19 protein-coding genes are annotated in these 18,089 nt (G+C 55.1%); 14 read left to right on the forward strand and 5 right to left on the reverse strand.

Annotated elements, in window-relative coordinates; genetic code table 11:
* Nucleotides 1-36 precede the first annotated feature (36 nt).
* Complete coding sequence (locus C173_RS02620) at nucleotides 37-855, forward strand: TrmB family transcriptional regulator (RefSeq protein ID WP_036722147.1); 819 nt, start codon at nucleotides 37-39, stop codon at nucleotides 853-855.
* A 49-nt stretch (nucleotides 856-904) separates the two neighbouring features.
* On the forward strand, nucleotides 905-1,210 hold the full coding sequence (locus tag C173_RS02625; RefSeq protein WP_036722149.1) for a hypothetical protein: 306 nt from the start codon (nucleotides 905-907) through the stop codon (nucleotides 1,208-1,210).
* Nucleotides 1,211-1,790: 580 nt separating this feature from the next.
* Here the strand turns inward: C173_RS02625 and C173_RS02630 are convergent.
* On the reverse strand, nucleotides 1,791-2,744 hold the full coding sequence (locus C173_RS02630) for a diacylglycerol/lipid kinase family protein (RefSeq protein ID WP_051477773.1): 954 nt from the start codon (nucleotides 2,742-2,744) through the stop codon (nucleotides 1,791-1,793).
* Nucleotides 2,745-2,848: 104 nt separating this feature from the next.
* Nucleotides 2,849-3,187 carry a DUF4870 domain-containing protein gene (locus C173_RS02635; protein ID WP_036722151.1) on the reverse strand — a complete coding sequence of 113 codons (339 nt, stop codon included), beginning with the start codon at nucleotides 3,185-3,187 and terminating at the stop codon, nucleotides 2,849-2,851.
* 526 nt (nucleotides 3,188-3,713) lie between these two features.
* On the opposite strand from C173_RS02635, the gene C173_RS02640 reads away from it, so the two are divergent.
* The 8 genes from C173_RS02640 (at nucleotide 3,714) to C173_RS02675 (ending at nucleotide 10,214) form a co-directional block, all read left to right on the forward strand.
* Nucleotides 3,714-3,902, forward strand: a complete 189-nt coding sequence (locus C173_RS02640; protein ID WP_019913840.1) for a hypothetical protein — start codon at nucleotides 3,714-3,716, stop codon at nucleotides 3,900-3,902.
* A gap of 416 nt (nucleotides 3,903-4,318) precedes the next feature.
* Complete coding sequence (gene coxB / locus C173_RS02645; protein ID WP_036722155.1) at nucleotides 4,319-5,368, forward strand: cytochrome c oxidase subunit II; 1,050 nt, start codon at nucleotides 4,319-4,321, stop codon at nucleotides 5,366-5,368.
* Between the two features lie 128 nt (nucleotides 5,369-5,496).
* The gene (gene ctaD, locus C173_RS02650; RefSeq protein WP_051477781.1) at nucleotides 5,497-7,335 is read left to right on the forward strand and encodes a cytochrome c oxidase subunit I; all 1,839 of its coding nucleotides are present in this window, start codon (nucleotides 5,497-5,499) and stop codon (nucleotides 7,333-7,335) included.
* Between the two features lie 6 nt (nucleotides 7,336-7,341).
* The gene (locus C173_RS02655) at nucleotides 7,342-7,968 is read left to right on the forward strand and encodes a cytochrome (ubi)quinol oxidase subunit III (protein WP_036722156.1); all 627 of its coding nucleotides are present in this window, start codon (nucleotides 7,342-7,344) and stop codon (nucleotides 7,966-7,968) included.
* 4 nt (nucleotides 7,969-7,972) lie between these two features.
* Nucleotides 7,973-8,296, forward strand: a complete 324-nt coding sequence (locus C173_RS02660) for a cytochrome C oxidase subunit IV family protein (RefSeq protein ID WP_036722158.1) — start codon at nucleotides 7,973-7,975, stop codon at nucleotides 8,294-8,296.
* A gap of 25 nt (nucleotides 8,297-8,321) precedes the next feature.
* A complete protein-coding gene (gene ctaG, locus C173_RS02665; RefSeq protein WP_245368478.1) occupies nucleotides 8,322-9,233 on the forward strand; it encodes a cytochrome c oxidase assembly factor CtaG in 912 nt (303 codons plus the stop codon).
* Between the two features lie 36 nt (nucleotides 9,234-9,269).
* Entirely contained in the window at nucleotides 9,270-9,734 is a 465-nt protein-coding gene (locus tag C173_RS02670; protein WP_036722160.1) for a DUF420 domain-containing protein, read from the forward strand.
* 93 nt (nucleotides 9,735-9,827) lie between these two features.
* Entirely contained in the window at nucleotides 9,828-10,214 is a 387-nt protein-coding gene (locus C173_RS02675) for a hypothetical protein (RefSeq protein ID WP_036722162.1), read from the forward strand.
* A gap of 8 nt (nucleotides 10,215-10,222) precedes the next feature.
* Here C173_RS02675 and C173_RS02680 read toward each other — a convergent pair whose 3' ends face one another.
* From C173_RS02680 to C173_RS02690, 3 genes are read right to left on the reverse strand one after another with little or no spacing between them, the layout of a single operon-like run.
* Nucleotides 10,223-11,812 carry a methyl-accepting chemotaxis protein gene (locus C173_RS02680; RefSeq protein WP_036722164.1) on the reverse strand — a complete coding sequence of 530 codons (1,590 nt, stop codon included), beginning with the start codon at nucleotides 11,810-11,812 and terminating at the stop codon, nucleotides 10,223-10,225.
* A gap of 29 nt (nucleotides 11,813-11,841) precedes the next feature.
* Complete coding sequence (locus tag C173_RS02685; RefSeq protein WP_036722166.1) at nucleotides 11,842-13,842, reverse strand: chemotaxis protein CheA; 2,001 nt, start codon at nucleotides 13,840-13,842, stop codon at nucleotides 11,842-11,844.
* A 29-nt stretch (nucleotides 13,843-13,871) separates the two neighbouring features.
* Nucleotides 13,872-14,300, reverse strand: a complete 429-nt coding sequence (locus tag C173_RS02690; RefSeq protein WP_036722168.1) for a chemotaxis protein CheW — start codon at nucleotides 14,298-14,300, stop codon at nucleotides 13,872-13,874.
* A 210-nt stretch (nucleotides 14,301-14,510) separates the two neighbouring features.
* On the opposite strand from C173_RS02690, the gene C173_RS02695 reads away from it, so the two are divergent.
* From C173_RS02695 to C173_RS02710, 4 genes are all read left to right on the forward strand, one after another.
* Nucleotides 14,511-15,470 (forward strand): tyrosine-type recombinase/integrase, encoded by a 960-nt coding sequence (locus C173_RS02695; protein ID WP_036722170.1) that lies wholly within the window; start codon nucleotides 14,511-14,513, stop codon nucleotides 15,468-15,470.
* Nucleotides 15,471-15,966: 496 nt separating this feature from the next.
* Nucleotides 15,967-16,695 carry a hypothetical protein gene (locus C173_RS02700; protein ID WP_036722172.1) on the forward strand — a complete coding sequence of 243 codons (729 nt, stop codon included), beginning with the start codon at nucleotides 15,967-15,969 and terminating at the stop codon, nucleotides 16,693-16,695.
* A gap of 52 nt (nucleotides 16,696-16,747) precedes the next feature.
* A complete protein-coding gene (locus C173_RS02705; protein ID WP_036722177.1) occupies nucleotides 16,748-17,158 on the forward strand; it encodes a GntR family transcriptional regulator in 411 nt (136 codons plus the stop codon).
* On the forward strand, nucleotides 17,158-18,087 hold the full coding sequence (locus C173_RS02710; RefSeq protein WP_036722179.1) for an ATP-binding cassette domain-containing protein: 930 nt from the start codon (nucleotides 17,158-17,160) through the stop codon (nucleotides 18,085-18,087). Before C173_RS02705 ends, C173_RS02710 begins: the two co-directional genes overlap by 1 nt.
* The last annotated feature ends 2 nt before the right edge of the window (nucleotides 18,088-18,089 follow it).

Below are 18,089 nucleotides of genomic sequence, written 5' to 3' on the forward strand. Positions count from 1 at the left end.
ACAGTGTAGTACTGACAGCTTAGGGGGACAACATAGATGGAACAGTTGCTGCTGCATCTGCGCAATTTGGGTTTCACAGAGATGGAATCCAAAATTATGGTTGAGCTGGCCACCAAGGGCCAGGCTTCGGGCTACGAAGTGGCTAAGCAGCTAGGAGTATCAAGATCGAACGTATATGCGGCGCTTCAGCGCCTGACTCAGCAAGGCTACGTGCGCTGCGGAGAAGGGGAGCCGGCACGCTACAGTGTACTGGACCCGGAAGAGCTGGCCACGATGATATCCGGCCGGGTGCAGGCCTCGCTCGCCTATATGGAGAGTGAAATGCCGCGCGGAGGTCCGGTCAGCCCCTCCTTCTACAACGTGGAGGGTGACCGGAATGTCATAGGAGAGCTGGTCCGCCAGCTGAATCTTGCCGCCCAGGAGATTGTAGTGGATGTATGGCGGGAGGAAGCCTCGCTGCTGCGCAGTGAGCTTGAGCAGGCGGAGAAGCGCGGAGTGAAGCTGCTGTGGGCTTTTGACGGCGGTGATGCTGTGCCGGCACCTTATCCGGTATGGCCGCCCCTGCCGGGGAAGCCGGAACGCAGCGGAGGCCGGAAGTTCTCCTTCGTCGTGGACCGGAGCTGGTGCATGCTCGGCATGCGTTATGAGGACGGGAGCGCCCAAGCCGTGATTACCGAGCATCCAGTGCTTGTGGAGCTGCTGCTCAAATCTTTTACACAGGAATTGGTATTGTTCGAGCTGGAGGAAGATATGGGCCCCGAACTGCAGCGACGCTACGGGGAGCGCTATAGCCGGATCTACAGCAAATATGTGCTGCATGATCAGGAGGAATCGGGGGAAGAGCCGGAGGAATAGGGCTGCAATAGTAAGTGCCCAAGTTCACTAAGCAAGGGAGGTGACAAGCATGGAGTGTATTGTACATTTTGAAGTGCAGCATGCAGAGGGCGTCAAGCCGCTGCGCGGACTGCTGTTCCTGGAAGAGGGCAAGACCCCGGGAGAGCGGGAGCTGGTGGAGATGTTCAAGGACATGAAGTTCAACGTCCGGCTGGATAACCGGGAGAAATGGATTTTCAAGCCCGTGGCTCCGGGAGAAAGTTATTCCGAGATCCGCATTACCAGCTTTGACAACGGGAAGAAAAGCAGCACGACGGAGGGTGAGCTGAAGTCGATTGTCGGCAACCTGCTGCCCCAGAAGCCAACCGGGATATAACCGGAGCAGCGGGGTTCCAGCGGTTTTTGTCCAAAGATAAGAATTTATATGCTTCGCGCTATAATTATCCTTATCTTTCTCGCTGAAACGGTACCGTCCTTTAAAAGGACGGCAAAGCCGGTTCAGCTTGGCCAGCAGAATTACAGCTGCTAGCGGAAGATATCTTTGTGATCAAGGTCTGTTCCTGCACGAAGCAGGAAACGGACCCGGCGGAAACGTGAAATATGTAACAAAGAGCAGGCCCAGGGGAATACCTGGGGCCTGCTCTTTGTGTTGGGAAATATCATTCCAACTTCTTCATTAGCCGGACCAATCTGCTCCTAACAGACCTGAGAGACCTTATCCCCTGGAAAACACCGCTTTTGGTATCTTATAGGACCGAGGAGACCTTAAGGTAGCTCAAAACGATACTTAAGAGCAGTATTTCAGAGAATAAGCTCCGTGTGGTCCGTTACTTGCCTGATTTATGACTTTCATCCAGAATAAGAGCGCCTCAGTCCGTTACGCGGAGCCACATATATACCCCGCCGCGCCTGTCCCGCCGCGTCCGTCCCGCCACACCCGTCCCGCCGCGTCCGGCCTAGCCGCCCGCGCGGCAGGACCCCGCGGCGTCGGCAGCCACCGCCGGGGCTGCCGCCAGCGGCGAGAGCACGCGCAGCGCGCCCGGCTCGCAAGCCACGGCCAGCGGCGCTGTGCCGAGCGCTTCGCCGTCGCCGATGGCGTGGCGCGGCTGCGCGAAGTGCACGGCTACGCTGCGTCCGCGCAGCATGGTGACATAGGGCAGCTTCGTGTGCCTGCCCTTCACCACCGTCGGGAACAGCCGCAGCAATTGCCCGCGGCTGACCCCGTGCACGACGCAGACGTCAAGCAGGCCGTCGCCTGATTCCGCCTGCGGGCAGATCAGCAGCCCGCCGCCGTAGCTGGGCAGGTTGCAGACCGAGACCAGCCACGCCTGGTCGAAGGCCTGCTCCTTCCCGTCGCAGGTCACGCTGACGCGGCAGGGCTTGAAGGTCATCAGCGTATGCAGCACGCCGATGATATAGGCTAGGCGCCCGGCGCCAATGGCGTTGCACAGCCGCTTGTAGCGGCTGCCGTTCACATTGACGGCCACCTGCGCGTCGAAGCCGCTGGCCACCGCCGTCAGGGTGAGCCGGGCTGCCGCGCTGATCAGATCGGCTTCGATGCAGTGTTCCTGCAGCGCGGTGTCCAGCGCAGCCTCAGGCGCGAGCGGGATGCTGAACCCGCGCGCGGTGTCATTGCCCGAACCCGCCGGGATGACTCCCAGCGGGACCCCAGTGCGCCGCAGTGTGCCCAGCACACTGTGGATCGTGCCGTCGCCGCCGACAACGATGGCGGCGCGCCAGTCCTCGCGGCGGGCAAGCGCCTGCGACACCTGATTCTCTACGCTGGCAGCGCTCTGGGTGAACAGCGCTTCATACGGAACAGCCTGCGCCGCAAGCAAGGCCTGTACGGTGTGCCAGATCCGCCGTCCCGCCCCGCCGCCGGAGCGGGGATTTATGATGAACAAATACATGGATGCTTCCCCCAGCCTGTAGATTCCTGCATGTCTTATCCCATTGTAAGGAGCGGGCAGGCAAAAGGGAAACTATTTTCTGCTGCGCAGAGCTACATCTACAGCTACAGCTGCCGCAGCTGGCTTTCGGCGATCTCTCCCACCCAGGGGAGCTTGAACCATCTGCTGCCCAGGGCATGGTAGATCATCAGGAGCCAGACTGCGAAGCTGCATAGGGAGATCAGGGCGCCTGCCACATCACCGAGAAGCGGAATGAAGCCGCTGAGCACATGGGCGATCATAAGGACTCCGAAGGCAATCAGGGATTGAAGCGAGTGGAACAGGACAAAGCGGCTGCGCTTCTCCAGAGCGAGGAAAATAATCGCACCGATAAACGGGAAAAAATAACACAAGGCGGCGGCAAGGTTATCGGGCAGTCCGGTCGAAGATCTGAAAGGCGACAAAGGGCTCACTCTCCTTGGATTGTAGAAGAAAAAGGCAAAGATTATTCGTGCTTCTTCCCTACAAGCCTATGAGGTGTCCGGGCAAAGTATGAGCTGTGCGGAATGCTGTCCAATAATTTTGGGGGATAGGGGGCATACTATGATCAGGTTCCCAAACGGAAGGTCAAGCATATACTATAAAAAATTTCCATTTGCATTTTTACATGGAAAGGTGGAAGTTAATCTGGAATATGATACAATATAACGATAAGGCCCGAAAGGAGTGATTCAGCAAGTGGCTCTTCGGGTAATTAAAGTGTCAAGGTGTCTTTGCAGTGGGACATCCTTACTCTCAGCCCAAATCACGACGAACCTGCTTCACCGGCAAGGCGGATTTCCAAGTTCATGGAATGGTAGTCTGGACGGGTAATGCAAGCCGCGTATGTGTAATGGTTTCTTACTTGCATTTCAAGGTTACGGCGAACTTTTCATCATGCATTCTCTACAACGGAGCATTCATTTTCAATGTTTTGGGAGGGAACTGATCATGGCAAGTAAAGGTCATAACGAAGTCAAGGAAAGTCTGCGGGAAATGACACGTATTTTCCGGCCCAAAGATCCCAAGAAATTTGTGAAAGAGTACGTCCGGAAGTATCGGATCACGGGAGGATACGAGGAAGAGCTGACCATGGTTGTGGAGCATGAGCTGGTTAGAATGAATTCTTCCGTCTCCTGAAGAAGCGGGCAGAGAGAGTGATTCTGTTTCGTGCTGTTTGATGCCGACAACTATACATTTAATCTACATTCAAGCGATAACATCCATGAGGATTCTCATAAACCGTGCCCGGGCAGCCTTCTGCTTCTGGAATCGGTTTTTTTTGTATGCATATTGCAGATCATCTTCGTATGTCAAATGAATGTTTAGACACAAATAGATATGAATACGCTTCAAAAGTAGTTTAACAGTTTTCCGGAAAAATTGAAAGCGCTTATAAAATCAGTATTGACAAGCTTTCCGCGACTTCAAAATGATTATGTGAATTTGTTGTGAACGATTGACAAAAACGTAGACCGAACTTATATTAATAGTGATTGTTATAATTGACAGGAAAATACTCTAATCTACGAATTCGGGAAAAGCGGGGTAGATCAATGATGAAAACGTGGCAGGCTGGTAAGCGGCTTCTTCCCATGACCGCAGCACTTGGACTCCTTCTGGCCGGATGCGGGCGTGAGGACTTGTCGGTACTCAGACCGCAGGGACCCGTAGCGGAAAGCTCTTACGGACTGATGAAGCTGTCGATCACGATCATGATTGTGGTGCTGCTGATCGTCTTCTCCATTGCGGCTTATGTATGGATTCGCTTCCGCCGGAAGAAGGATCAGGATGAGATTCCGAAGCAGGTGGAGGGCAGCTTCAAGCTGGAGGTGCTATGGACGGTCATCCCGCTTATTCTCGTCATTGTGCTGGCGATTCCTACGGTGAAGGTGGTCTTCGCTGCCGGCAATGATCATTCGGATGACAAGGACGCCATCAAGGTCAAGGTGACCGGCCACCAGTACTGGTGGGAGTTCGAATATACGGATTACGGAATAACGACCGCGCAGGATCTGATTATTCCTACAGGTAAGCACATTGCCTTTGAGCTCAGCACCAAGGATGTGCTGCATTCCTTCTGGGTACCCTCGCTGGCCGGGAAAATGGACACCAATCCCGACGGCACGGTGAACCGCTTCAGCTTCAGTGCACCGAATGAAGGCGTTTACCGGGGGAAATGCGCGGAGCTGTGCGGACCCTCCCACGGGTTCATGGAGTTTAAGGTGAAGTCGGTCAGCGGTGAGGCCTTTGACAAGTGGGTGGCTTCAATGAAGGCGCCGGAGTCGGTGATGCCGGAAGATCCAGTACTGGCTGAGAAATTCAAGTCCCAGTGCCTGACTTGCCATGCTATTGGCAGCATGCCTGCATCACCGGTGGCTCCAAGCCTGACCGGAATCGGCTCCCGTGAATCGGTTGCCGGAATTCTGCTTAATGATGACACTCGAGAAGACGGGGCGCCGGTCCTTGAGAATCTGAAGACTTGGCTGCATGATCCGCAGAGCGTGAAGCCCGGCAACAAGATGCCGAACCCGAAGGATATGGGCTTAAGTGATGAAGAGATCGACGGCATTGCCGAATATCTGGCCGGTTATACGGTGGAATAGGGGCCTATGACTGAAGCGGAAGCAGCATATTTGATAAGGGGGTACATACCTTGGCTCACGCAGCGCAATCCTTGCAGCCCTCCCAGCCCTTGCAGCCCGGCCACAGCGCCAAGCGGCATACCGGGCTGATGGACTGGATTACCACCGTCGACCACAAAAAAATAGCCATCCTGTATCTATGGGCCGGCGGCCTTTTCTTCGGCATTGGCGGCCTGGAGGCGATCCTGATCCGTATTCAGCTGATTAAGCCGATGAATACCTTCCTGGATGCCCAGACCTTCAACGAGCTGATTACCATGCACGGCACGACCATGATCTTTCTAGGAGTCATGCCGGTTATTTTCGCGCTGATGAATGCGGTGATTCCGCTGCAGATCGGCGCGCGGGATGTCGCCTTTCCTTTTCTCAACTCGCTGGGCTTCTGGACCTTCCTGTTCGGCGGTCTTCTGCTTAACCTGAGCTGGGTGATGGGCGGCGCGCCGGATGCGGGCTGGACGTCCTATACCCCGCTATCGAGTACGGGCTACAGCCCCTCACACGGAGTGGACTTTTATACGATAGGGCTGCAGATTGCCGGACTCGGCACACTGATTGGCGGGATTAACTTCCTGGCTACCATCATCACGATGCGTGCACCGGGGATGTCCTTCATGCGGATGCCGATGTTCGCCTGGGCTACCTTCATTACCTCAGCCATTATTCTGTTTGCATTCCCTGCGGTTACCGTAGGACTTGTCCTGCTTACCTTCGACCGGATACTGGACGCCAATTTCTTCAATGTTGACGGTGGGGGCAATCCCGTACTGTGGCAGCATATCTTCTGGATTTTCGGCCATCCCGAAGTGTACATTCTGATTCTCCCGGCCTTCGGCATCATCTCCGAGGTCATTCCGACCTTCTCGCGCAAGCGGCTGTTCGGGTACAGCTCCATGGTCTTCGCCACGATTCTGATCGCCTTCCTGGGCTTCATGGTCTGGGCGCATCATATGTTCACCACCGGCCTCGGTCCGGTCGCGAACGCCTTGTTCTCCGTCTCTACGATGCTGATTGCCGTCCCGACCGGGATCAAGATCTTTAACTGGCTGTTCACCATGTGGGGCGGACAGGTACGGTTCACGACTCCGAATCTGTTCGCGGCCGGGTTCATTCCTACCTTCACGATGGGCGGAGTAACCGGGGTGATGCTGGCCTCCGCGCCGGCAGACTTCCAGTTCCATGATACGTACTTCGTGGTGGCGCATTTCCACTATGTAATCGTTGGCGGTCTGGTGCTCGGGCTGTTCGCCGGTCTGCACTACTGGTGGCCGAAGATGTTCGGGCGGATGCTCAGCGAATCCTTGGGCAAGTGGACCTTCTGGACCTTCATTATCGGGTTCCACTTAACGTTCTTCGTGCAGCATTTCCTGGGACTGATGGGGATGCAGCGGCGCGTATTTACCTATTTGCCGAACCAGCAGTTCGATACGCTCAACCTGGTCAGTACGGTGGGGGCGTTCCTGATGGGAGTGGGCATGATTATCTTCCTTGTAAATGTGTTCTTGACCTCCAGACGGCCGGCGGATGCGCCGGAAGACCCGTGGGAAGACGGGCGGACCCTGGAATGGACGATCCCTTCGCCGCCGCCGGAATATAACTTCAAGCAGACGCCGCTTGTGCGGGGCCTGGATGCTTTCTGGAAAGAGAAAATGGCCGGGCATAAGGCCATGACCCCGGCGGAGCCGATTGGTCCGATTCATATGCCGTCGGCCACGATTCTGCCGTTCCTGATGTCCGTCGGTATCTTCATTGCGGGCCTTGGCTTTATGTTCAGCCGTGATGAATTCAGCAGCAGCATTATGAGCTTCCTGTTCAATAATTATATTGTTACAGCGCTGGGGCTTCTTATTACCTTCGGATCGATGCTGATGCGGTCGCTGTTCGACGATCACGGCTGGCATATTGAACCCGAAGAGCTGGAAGGAAGGTGAGCAGAGATGACAACGGCACATGCTGAAGCAGCGGACGGTACACTCCCGCATGAACCCGAGAAAGCGACCCTGGAAGGACGCAATAAAGTGCTGGCCTTCTGGCTGTTCCTCGGAGGGGAGGCGGTGCTCTTCGGCACCCTGTTCGCTACCTTCCTGGCGCTGCGCAATCAGACGAATGAGGGACCCTCGGCGGCTGAGCTATTCCATCTGCCGCTGGTCGCGGCAGCGACCTTCCTCCTCCTGGTCAGCAGTCTGACCAGTGTGTTCGCCATTCAGGCCATGCACCGGGGAAATGTGGCCCAGCTACGGAACTGGCTGGTGGTGACTGTCCTGCTCGGCCTTGCCTTCCTGATCCTGGAGATCTACGAGTTCAGTGTATATATCCGGCATGAGGAATTCGGGATGACGACGAGTGCGTTCAGCTCGGCCTTTTATACGCTGGTCGGGTTCCATGGTGCCCATGTCGCCTTCGGGATTCTGTGGATCTCCGTGCTGATCGGGCAATTGGCGCATAAAGGCTTGACGGTCGTTACTGCACCGAAGATCTATGTCTCGGCGATGTATTGGCATTTCATTGATGTGGTGTGGGTCTTTATCTTCACAGTCGTATACCTGCTCGGAAAGGTGGGGTGAAGCCATGACGACGAAGCAGCCTTCTTCAGATTCTGCGGTGAAGCACCGGCACCGTCCGGAAGGACCGCAGCGGCATATTGTGGTGTTTGTGTTCTCCGTGGTGCTGACGCTGATCGCCTTTGCTGCGGTGGCGGCCGGAGGGGTGAATGCTACCTTTGCGATCATCCTGCTGCTGGTAATGGCTGTGCTGCAGGTGTTCCTGCAGATGGGCTTCTGGATGCATCTGAAGGACAAAGGGCATATGCTCCCGATTATCTTCATGCTGGGCGGCTTTTTTATCGCAGGCACCTGTATTGTAATGGCGCTCTATTGGGTATGGTGGGATTGATTCTATCTCCGGGGAGGTCTTGAGGATGATACCGGGATTGCAATATTTCAGCTTTACGGAACTATGGAGTCCGTTGTTTCTGGCCCTGATGCTCCTCCTGACTGCCGGATATTTTGTGCTGATCGGTCCGCTGGCCTCCCGTTTTGAGGGCAGCACTGCAGTCCCCTTCTGGCGGAGGGGGCTGTTCTTATGCGGAATGCTGGCCCTCTATCTTGCGCAGGGAGGACCTGTCAGTCTGCTGGGACATATCTTATTTTCCTTCCATATGGTGAGTATGGCCTTATCCTATCTGGTGGCGGTCCCGCTGATTATGCTTGGTATCCCCGACTGGTGCTGGCGCGCCCTGCTGCGGGTGAATCCGCTGAAGGGACTGGCTTTTCTCGCGAAGCCGGTGGTGGCGGCCCTGCTCTTCAATGGCCTGTTCTCGCTCTACCACATCCCCGCCATCCATGATTATGTCATGCTGCATTTCACCGTTCACCGTCTGTATTATGGCATCCTGTTCCTGACCTCGGCGCTGATGTGGTGGAATTTGATCAACCCCTTGCCGGAATACCGGGCGCTTAGCGGTCTGGGGCAGGTGGGCTTCATCTTCCTGAACATGGTGCTGCTGACACCAGCCTGCGGGCTGATTATTTTTGCGGGCTCCCCCCTCTATGCTACGTATAGCGACCCGGGCACCTGGGCGAAGGCGATGGGCTACTGTGTACCGCAGAGTCCGGCTGCATTATTGCAGGCTTTTGGCGGTCCCGGCTTCTTCGGATCTCTGTCCCCCAAGGTAGATCAGCAGGTCGGCGGCATCGTGATGAAGTTCATTCAGGAATTTATTTTCGCCTCGATGCTTGCTTATGTGTTCTATCATTGGTATAAAAAAGAGAACGGACAAGAGGACACAGAAGTGTCCGCGTCACCCTCTGCCCTGGCGGAGGAGGTCTGAACTATAACGAGCTGGTAAGTACCGAGGGGGATATTCATGGATATTTTCACATTGTTTCCTACGATCAGTACATCGTTCATCGTCATAAGTGCGGTGCTGGTGGCCATCGGCTGGAGACAGATCATTCAAGGCAAACGCGAGGCGCACAAGAAGACGATGATTGCGGCTGCGGTGGCAGCAATTCTGTTCTTCCTGGTGTACTCGTCAAGAACGGTGTTCGTAGGCAATACCTCCTGGGGAGGACCCGATGAGCTGACGACGATCTACCATGTCTTCCTGATCTTCCACATCGTGCTGGCTACCGTCGCTGCCGTATTCGGCATCACCACGCTGACGCTCGGCTTCAAGGCCAAGTATGCCAAGCACCGCAAGTGGGGCAGAGTGACCTCCGTCATCTGGTTCATCACCGCTATTACGGGAGTCGCTGTCTACGTCCTGCTGTATATCTTCTATCCGGGCGGACATACGAAGCCGGTCTGGGAAATCATCCTAGGCGCTTAAGCCGAGGGAAGAGAAGCCCTGGATCATAGGGGAAAAGCCTGTCCATCTGTCGCTGCTGCGGGGGAGGGGCGGGCTTTTTTTGGGATTAGGGGCTTGGAGTGGGCCGAATGTAATCGAAAAACCGATTACATTGAGCTGGCGGCGAGCGCGCGTGCGGAATGTAATCGAAAAACCGATCACATTGGGCTGGCGGAGGGTGTGCGTGCGAAATGTAATCGAAAAACCGATCACATTGGGCTGGCGGAGGGTGTGCGTGCGAAATGTAATCGAAAAACCGATTACATTGGGCTGGCGGAGGGTGTGCGTGCGGAATGTAATCGAAAAACCGATTACATTGGGCTGGCGGCGAGCGTATGGGCAAAATGTAATCGAAAAACCGATCACATTGGCTTGGCGAAAGCCTACCCGCCCCGCCTGCTTCCGCAAAAAATCCAAAAAAACCTGCAAGCTCCGAAAGGGAGCTTGCAGGCTGTTGAATGAACCAAGAGCTACAAACGGAACGAAGACACCGTGCTCTGCAGCTCCTCAGCCAGGCTGGCTAGGGACTGGGCGGAGGAGGCGGTCTCTTCGCTGCTGGCGGCGGACTGCTGGGTGGTGGCGGAGATGCTCTCCACGGCAGCGAGAACGTTGGTGGACTGGGCGGCTTGTTCTTCGCTGGCGGCGGCGATTTCGGATATCTTCTGTCCGGCGTTGTTGACCATCGTCACGATCTGATGAAAAGAAACGCCGGTCTTCTGCGACAGCTCCGCACTCTCCTGCACAGCGCTCACGCTGTAGCGTGTATTCACCTGCATCCCCTTGATGATGCTGGTGATCTGCTTAGTGGCCTCGCCGCTGCGCTCGGCCAGCTTGCGCACCTCGTCAGCCACCACCGCGAAGCCCCGGCCCTGTTCCCCCGCTCTTGCGGCTTCAATGGCGGCATTCAGAGCAAGCAGGTTGGTCTGATCTGCAATATCCTCAATAACATCGATAATCTCGCCGACCTTCTGCGAGTCCTCCTCAAGCTTAGCCATCTGTCCGCTGACAGCCTGCATACTCTCCATCGACTCCTGAATGATGCTGTTCCCGTTCTCGGCAATCGTAACGGTCTCATCGGAGATGACCGAGGCCTGCTCGGTATTCTGGGCTACAGAGTGGATCGCGCTGGACAGCTCTTTGAATAACTCGCTGATGGTCCCGGCATCATCCGCTGTGGTCGTGCTGCCGCTTGCCACCTCTTGCGTACTGGCGGAGATCTCCTCGGCGGCGGCGGACAGGCTCTGGGAATGCAGCAGGATGGAGCCCACTGTGTTACGGAGGCTGCTGACCATCTCGTTCACCTTGGCAGCCAGGATGCCGATTTCATCTCTGGTGTCGATATCGGATTGGCTGCGCAGGTCGCCGTCAGCCACCTTCGAGAGAACCTTGACAACCTTCGCCAGCGGATTAGAAATAATCCGGGAGATGATATACCCTAGCAGGATGCACAGAATGACTGCACCGATAATGATACTGAGGGTAATATTACGCGAAGAGCTATAGAGTGCGGCTCCGCTCTGTCTGGCCTGATCCGCTTCCTTGGTGTTGGTGAGAATCAGCTCGTTCAGAATATTCTTCAAGGTATCGCCTTGGTTGTTAAGCGTGCTGCCGCGCAGCATCTCCAGCAGCTTCTCGTCCTGTCCCGTCAGGGAGAGGCTGACAAGAGAATCGTACGTTAACAGATAATCATTCCATGCCGCTTCAAAAGGGGCAATGGCTTGAACCGATTCCGCGCTCAGCTTGGTTTTGCGGAAGGCCGCGATGTTATCGAGTACGTTCTGCTTCTCTTTTTTATAATCGTCCACCCGCTGCTGGCGTTCCTCAGGGGTCTTCTTAATGTACAGATCCCTGACGATAACGCGCATGACCGAGAAGCTGTTCTGTGAGCTTTGCAGGGAGGAGACGGGAACCAGATTGTTCACATACATATCGTCCAGACTGTTATTAATCGAGCCGAGGTTGCTGAGACCGTAGAGGCCCACGAAGGAAAGAATGACAGCGACGGTCAGGAAGGACGAGATTAATTTCACGCTTGTTTTTAGATTATAGAACCATTTCATACCTGTTTCCCCCAGTAAAGATGATTTTGTTAAGCGAAGACTCCCGTATTGAAAAATAAGCTGGCTGTATCTATGATCAGAGCGATATTGCCATTTCCCAGGATGGTAGCTCCTGATATGTTCTCAGTCTTGCCCATGTAGGCGCCGAGCGATTTGATTACGATATCCTGATTGCCGATAAGTGTATCCACGGCCAGTGCCAGCCGTTTCTCTCCCCGCCCCACGATAATCAGCGGAATGGATGCTGATCTGCCGCCCGCACCTGCGGGGAGCCGCAGAATATCCTGCAGCCAGACCACCGGCACGAGCTGCCCCCGTGCGGTAATGACAGGCTGGCCCCGGACGGAGCTGATCTCCTCTGGAGTGACGCGGACAATCTCGGCCACACTGCTCATGGGAATCACGAAGGTGGCTCCCCCGGCATGAACGAGCAGACCCCGGATGATGGCGAGCGTCAGGGGCAGACGAATCCGGAAGCGGGTGCCTTGCCCCCGCGTGGTCTCGATATCGATCATGCCGTTAATCCGTTCAATATCATTGCGGACGATATCCATTCCGACCCCGCGGCCGGAAATATCGCTGATGTGCGGGGCGGTGGAGAAGCCGGGCCGGAAAATAAGCCGCAGCGCCTCATCCTCAGTCATCCCGCCGGCCTCTTCAGCCGTAATGATGCCCTTCCGCAGGGCGGACTCTGCAATCAGGCTGGAATCAATCCCGGCCCCGTCGTCCTCGATGACCAGGATAACCTGATTATCCTCATGGGAGGCCGCGACGCGAACGGTTCCGGTCTCGCTTTTGCCGGCGCTGCGGCGGATTTCAGGGGTCTCTATACCGTGATCAACGGCATTGCGCAGCAGATGGATCAGCGGGTCGCCAAGCTCTTCAATGAGCGTCCGGTCCAGCTCCGTCTCCTTGCCTTCAAGAACCAGCTCAACCTGCTTGTTCAGGGAGCCGGACAAGTCCCGGACCATGCGGGGCAGACGGTTGAACAGCTGCTCTATCGGCAGCATCCGCACCTTAATCATGCTCTCCTGCAGTTCCCCCGTAATCATAGCCAGATGGTCGGCAAGCTGGCCCAGCTCCTCTGTCAGATCATTGGTTCCGTATTGCTGGTGGAATCTGCGGTTCAGCAGATGGAACCGGGTCTGATCGATGACCAGCTCACCCGCCAGGTTCATCAGCTTCTCCAGACGCTCCACCTGGACGCGGATCGTTTGCGGCTTGGTTTTGTCAGCGGCAGACGACGGGGATTCTGGTACTTCCGGGAGCTCCCGGCTCCCCGTCTCCGGATGGGGCGGTCTCACGAATTCACCGGGACGCGGGGAATCGTTAAGCACTTCTTCTATGTATATACGATCAACATCCATAATGGATAAGACCTCCTGACGGAGCTCCTCGATATCGATCTTAGGCGACAGCAACCAGGAGGCCTCGTCGATCCGGCTGTCGTGGTCCTCTATCTCTTCCAGCTCCGGCTTCATGCGCAGGACCGCAGCGACAGTCCGCAGCTTGGCATCGATCAGGTGAAGACGGGGCAGCTTCATCTCACAGCCGGAAGAGAGCCACACATGCACCCAGAACAGCTGGAGGGGAAGCTCTGCCTGACTTGTCTGCACAGCAGGGACCTTATCCTCCGGCTTCTGCAGCTCCTCCGCTGCGAATGTACTCAGCCGCTGCACCAGACCGGACACATCTGTGGTCTCCTGATCCGTAGCAGCGATCTCGCTCTGCAGCGCGCGCATTCCATCCAGCGCTCCGAAGAACAGGCGGATCAGCTCCGGCGTGACCGTCCGTTCCCCTCCCCGCATCTGATGAAGCAGATGCTCCAGATGATGCGTGACTTCCTTCAGCCCGTTGTAGCCCATAGAGGCCGAGGAGCCCTTAAGGGTATGGGCCGCCCGGAAGAACTGCTGGATTCCATCTTCTGTCTCCCCGGTCTGCTCCAGCCTGAGCACCTCATCCTCGATCAGCTGCAGCTGGTCCTCCAGTTCCTCCAGAAATATCCCTCGGTATTCCGATAAATCAACCATGGTTCGCCTTCTCTCCGTTTAGCCTTTGTTTAGTCTCGCAGCAGGATCTCATCCAGCCGCAGAATGCCGACCAGCTCGGAAGAAGAGAAGCCTACTCCGTTGAAGAAGGAGCCGCTGACTCCAGAGATGCTGCCCTGTGCAGGCTGAATATCGCTGAAGGTCGTCACTTTATTCACGTTGTCGACAATAACGCCCAGGGATTCCTCCTGGTGATGGACCACCAGAATGCGTGTGTGTTTGGTCGGCTCCACTTCTTCCATCTGAAGCAACACTCTAAGGCTGAGCACCGGCACAATTTTACCCCTGAGGTTGATAATGCCCTTAACGTAGTGACGGCTGCTGGGGATTTCCGTTATTTCCTGCATTCTTATAATTTCATGAACATCTGAGATCGGGATCGCATAATGCTCGTGATCTACCCCGAATTCAACATATTGTTTCTGCAAAACGGTCTCCATAGTTACCCTCCGGCTTCTCATATTACTTAGCTGGCCCGCAGCTGCTATTTTGCCTCCGTCCCCCTCCTGAGTTCTTCGCGTTACCTTCTGCTGATCTTGTGTATTCCGGTCTTTAGCCATTCCTGTGTGATAATGGGACAAAATACCACAAAAATGTCGTACAATATCACTTATGCGACATGTCTATTCCTGAGGAGTGATGAAAAAAGAATGAGCCAGACCGAATTTATCCGTACGGCGCTCAGCTTGGTGAACCCGGAAGAGGGCTACCTAAGCGATGATCAGATTGTTCAGATGTTTATGGCTACCTGCTGTACGAATGTTAATACAGGTCGGAATTATAAGCGGGCGATTGCCGATTTCCGCAGATTTATTGCAGGCACCTCCTTAAGAGCAGTGACCTGGAGGGAGATGGAGGCGTATAAGATTTTCCTGACGCAGGGGGGCTACAGTTATCAGAGGCAGCTGGCACCGGCAAGCATAGCGGCATTCCTTGCGCCGTTGAAGTCTTTTTATAAATGGGGGAGTGACCAGCATATCGGGATTTTTGCAGTGAATCCGACCTCTTCGGTACGCATCCCCAAAATAACCGTTACCAGCCGCAAAAACTTCCTGACCAAGCGGGAGGTGGGGGAATTACTGAATGTACTGGAGAAGCAAGGACTGCGCAATTATCTGATCGGGCTGACGCTGGTAGTGCTCGGTCTGCGGGTGTCAGAGCTGACGGCGATGAAGTGGGGGGACTTCCATAATGATCTGCTGGAGACCTCGGTCTGGCTGACCGTGGAGAACGGCAAGGGGGGTAAGCCTAGAGAAATTAAGGTTCCGCCAACCCTGTGGCAGCTGTATTCCAAGTTGTCTGATACTTTGCCAGGGAAGGAAGAGGTCACCCCGGAGCAGCGGATGTTTCCGTTATCTTCACGGCAGGTGGAACGGATTATCAAGAATGCCGGAGAAGCCAGCTCAATTGAGAAAAAGCTGACCCCGCACTGGCTTCGCCACACGAATGCCACGCTGGCCTTGCTCCAAGGAGCGTCGCTTCAGCAGGTTCAGGAATCGCTGGGGCATTCCCACATCAACACCACTCAGCGTTATCTCCACACCGTTCAGCAGATTCAAAAGGCTGCCCCGGATTTTGTCGAGGACAGCCTGCGCACGTTCATTCAATAGATTAGATTCGACAAAAATTGCAGAAGCACGAATGGAACATAATTGTGGAAACAGAGGGGCTGATCCAGCGAAGTTTCTATACAGAAGTTAGGAAATGACCTATAATAAACGCATGGCTGCTTGATTATGCGCAAGTATGCATGGTTTATCGTATTTTACTCAAAAAAAGTCGCATAAGTGATATTGTACGACAAAAAACGTCAAAGTATACATACAGACTTAGCTTCATGTGGTTTGTTGCATCGAAATCCGGCCCTTGTGCCGCAAATCCCGCGTATGCTCCAATAATAAAGTCCAGACTCCGCCTATGTGCGGGGTTTTTTTCGTGCGTGGAATCGAAATACTAAGAATAGTAGAGGTTTTCTGTTGACAGTGGAAAACACAGGTCATATACTGTGTATATAGATATATACAGTAAGCACACACAGATACACACTGAGGCTAGCTGATCTGCCGTCTCCTGCCGTTCAAGACGAATAAAGCGAGGTTAGAAGTTATGACAACATTAAAGCAAGCGTGGGTCATCGTACGCAGCGAATTCCACGGTGACCGCTGGAAGCTGCTGTGGGCACTGCTGTTCTCGCTCCTGTTCATGGGATATTTTGCCGCACTGTCAGGAATGGTCATCGACGATACGCTAACAGGACATGACAAGCAGTTGCTCAGCGATGTTCTGATGGTTACGATGATGCTCATGCTCACGATCACCTTCTCCCGGCGGACCATGAAGTATATCTCGGAGGATTCCTATACCCGGATGCTGGCGTATATGCGGGCGTTGCCGGTACCGGTAGCAGCTATTCTCTGTAAAAGAAAGCTGGACACCCTGCTCGCCGTTGCCATGAACAGCACGTTGTTCTTCAGCCTGATCTATCTGCTCAGCCCCGGAATACGCTCTGAACTGCCGCCTGCTTCGTATCTGGTTTTTGCTTTTACCTGGATCGGTTACAGTCTGATTGTCGCAGGCATGTACATTATCATCGAGTTCTCGGTCAGCGGCGTCATGTACTTCTGGATCATCTCAGCCGTTATGCTGCTGGCGCTGGGCGTGTCAGGACTAGTCTACCTGGCGGGAGGCAATATACTGCTCGCCACGGTCGCTGTATCCAAGGAGTGGGGCCTATTGTCTCCCTTGATGTGGGGGGCGCTGGCACTTGGCATGCTATCGATTCAGCTATTCTCCAGATGGACGATTCACCGGCTGAAGAGCCGTGATCTCGTATGAGACGGGGCAAGGCGTTCATCCGGGGGCCGGGCCTGGAAGGCGGGTGTAACTAATGTGGATTCCGATACAGATCAATGAGAACAGTGCGGAGCCGCTGTACCACCAGATCGAGACACAACTGAGGTCGCTGATCATCTCCGGCGCAATAACGGAAGGAACGCTGCTTCCTTCCATCCGCGAATTCGCGGGTGACCTGAAGTGCAGCGTCATTACCGTCCGCCGCGTCTATCAGGATCTCGAGAACGAAGGCTTGCTGCGGACCCGGCAGGGGACGGGCACCTTTGTATCCCATATCGGGACCGGGGCAATGGAGGACTATAAGCAGGAGACCATCCGCAAGGCGCTGGAGAGCGCCGTGGAGGCGGGACTATCCGTCCATTGCAGCGAAGAGGAACTAACCAGGCTGTTCACAGAGATCGTGAAGAACAAATACGGGAAGCAGGCAGAAAGAGGGGGAAGCTGATGGGACAGCAAGCCATAGAACTGCGGGATGTATGGAAGAAGCGGCGCAACAAGACCATCGGGCCGATGAATCTCCGGCTGCCGCAAGGATATATTACAGCGCTGGTGGGCCAGAACGGCGCGGGCAAAAGCACGCTGCTGAATATGCTCCTGCAGCTGATTTTGCCGGATGAAGGGGAGATCCGCTGGTATGAAGAGACTTACCGCGGTGTGCTGCCGATGGAGCTCCGCCAGAGCATCGCTTACGTGCCGGAGATGCCCCAGCCTGAGGAGAACTTCTGGACACCCGGTGAGGCGGCCGCCTTCCGCAGCCATTGGTATCCTTCCTGGGACCAGAGCTACTTCGAGGAGCTGGTCCGCAAGTTTGAAGTTCCAGAGAATGCCAGACTGGGTAAAATGTCCAAGGGCGAGCGCCGCAAGTTCGAGCTTGCCGCCGCCCTCGCGGTGAAGCCCCGGCTGCTGCTACTGGATGAGCCGTCTTCGGGCCTGGACCCTTTTGCCTGGAAGATCATGATTGAGACGCTGCAGAGATACATGGATGAACACGAGGCCACGATTGTCATCTCGACCCATATTGTTGAAGAAGTCCGGCGGCTGGCGGATTATATCGTGCTGATGCACCAGGGGCAGCTGCTGGGAATGACCGAGAAGGACAGTCTGTTTGGTTCATGGAGTGAAATATGGGTTCAAATTGAGGGAGAGCAGGCGCTGCAGGAGCTGGCAGCGGAGCTGCCGCAAGCGCTGGAGCTGAAGCTGGAAACGCCGGGTGTAGCTTCATTTTTAACCCAGCAAATTTATCTGTATGAGAAACGCATTCACGATTTGGGCGTAAAGGTACTCAAGAGCCGCAGCCTGGAGCTGGATGAAATCCTAAGCTTATGGACCCGGGGACATCGTCCGGTTCTGATTGACCAGAAGAGAGGGGAATAAGA

The sequence above is a fragment of the Paenibacillus sp. FSL R7-277 genome (genome assembly GCF_000517965.1).
GTDB classification, from domain to species: Bacteria; Bacillota; Bacilli; order Paenibacillales; family Paenibacillaceae; genus Paenibacillus_AQ; species Paenibacillus_AQ silagei.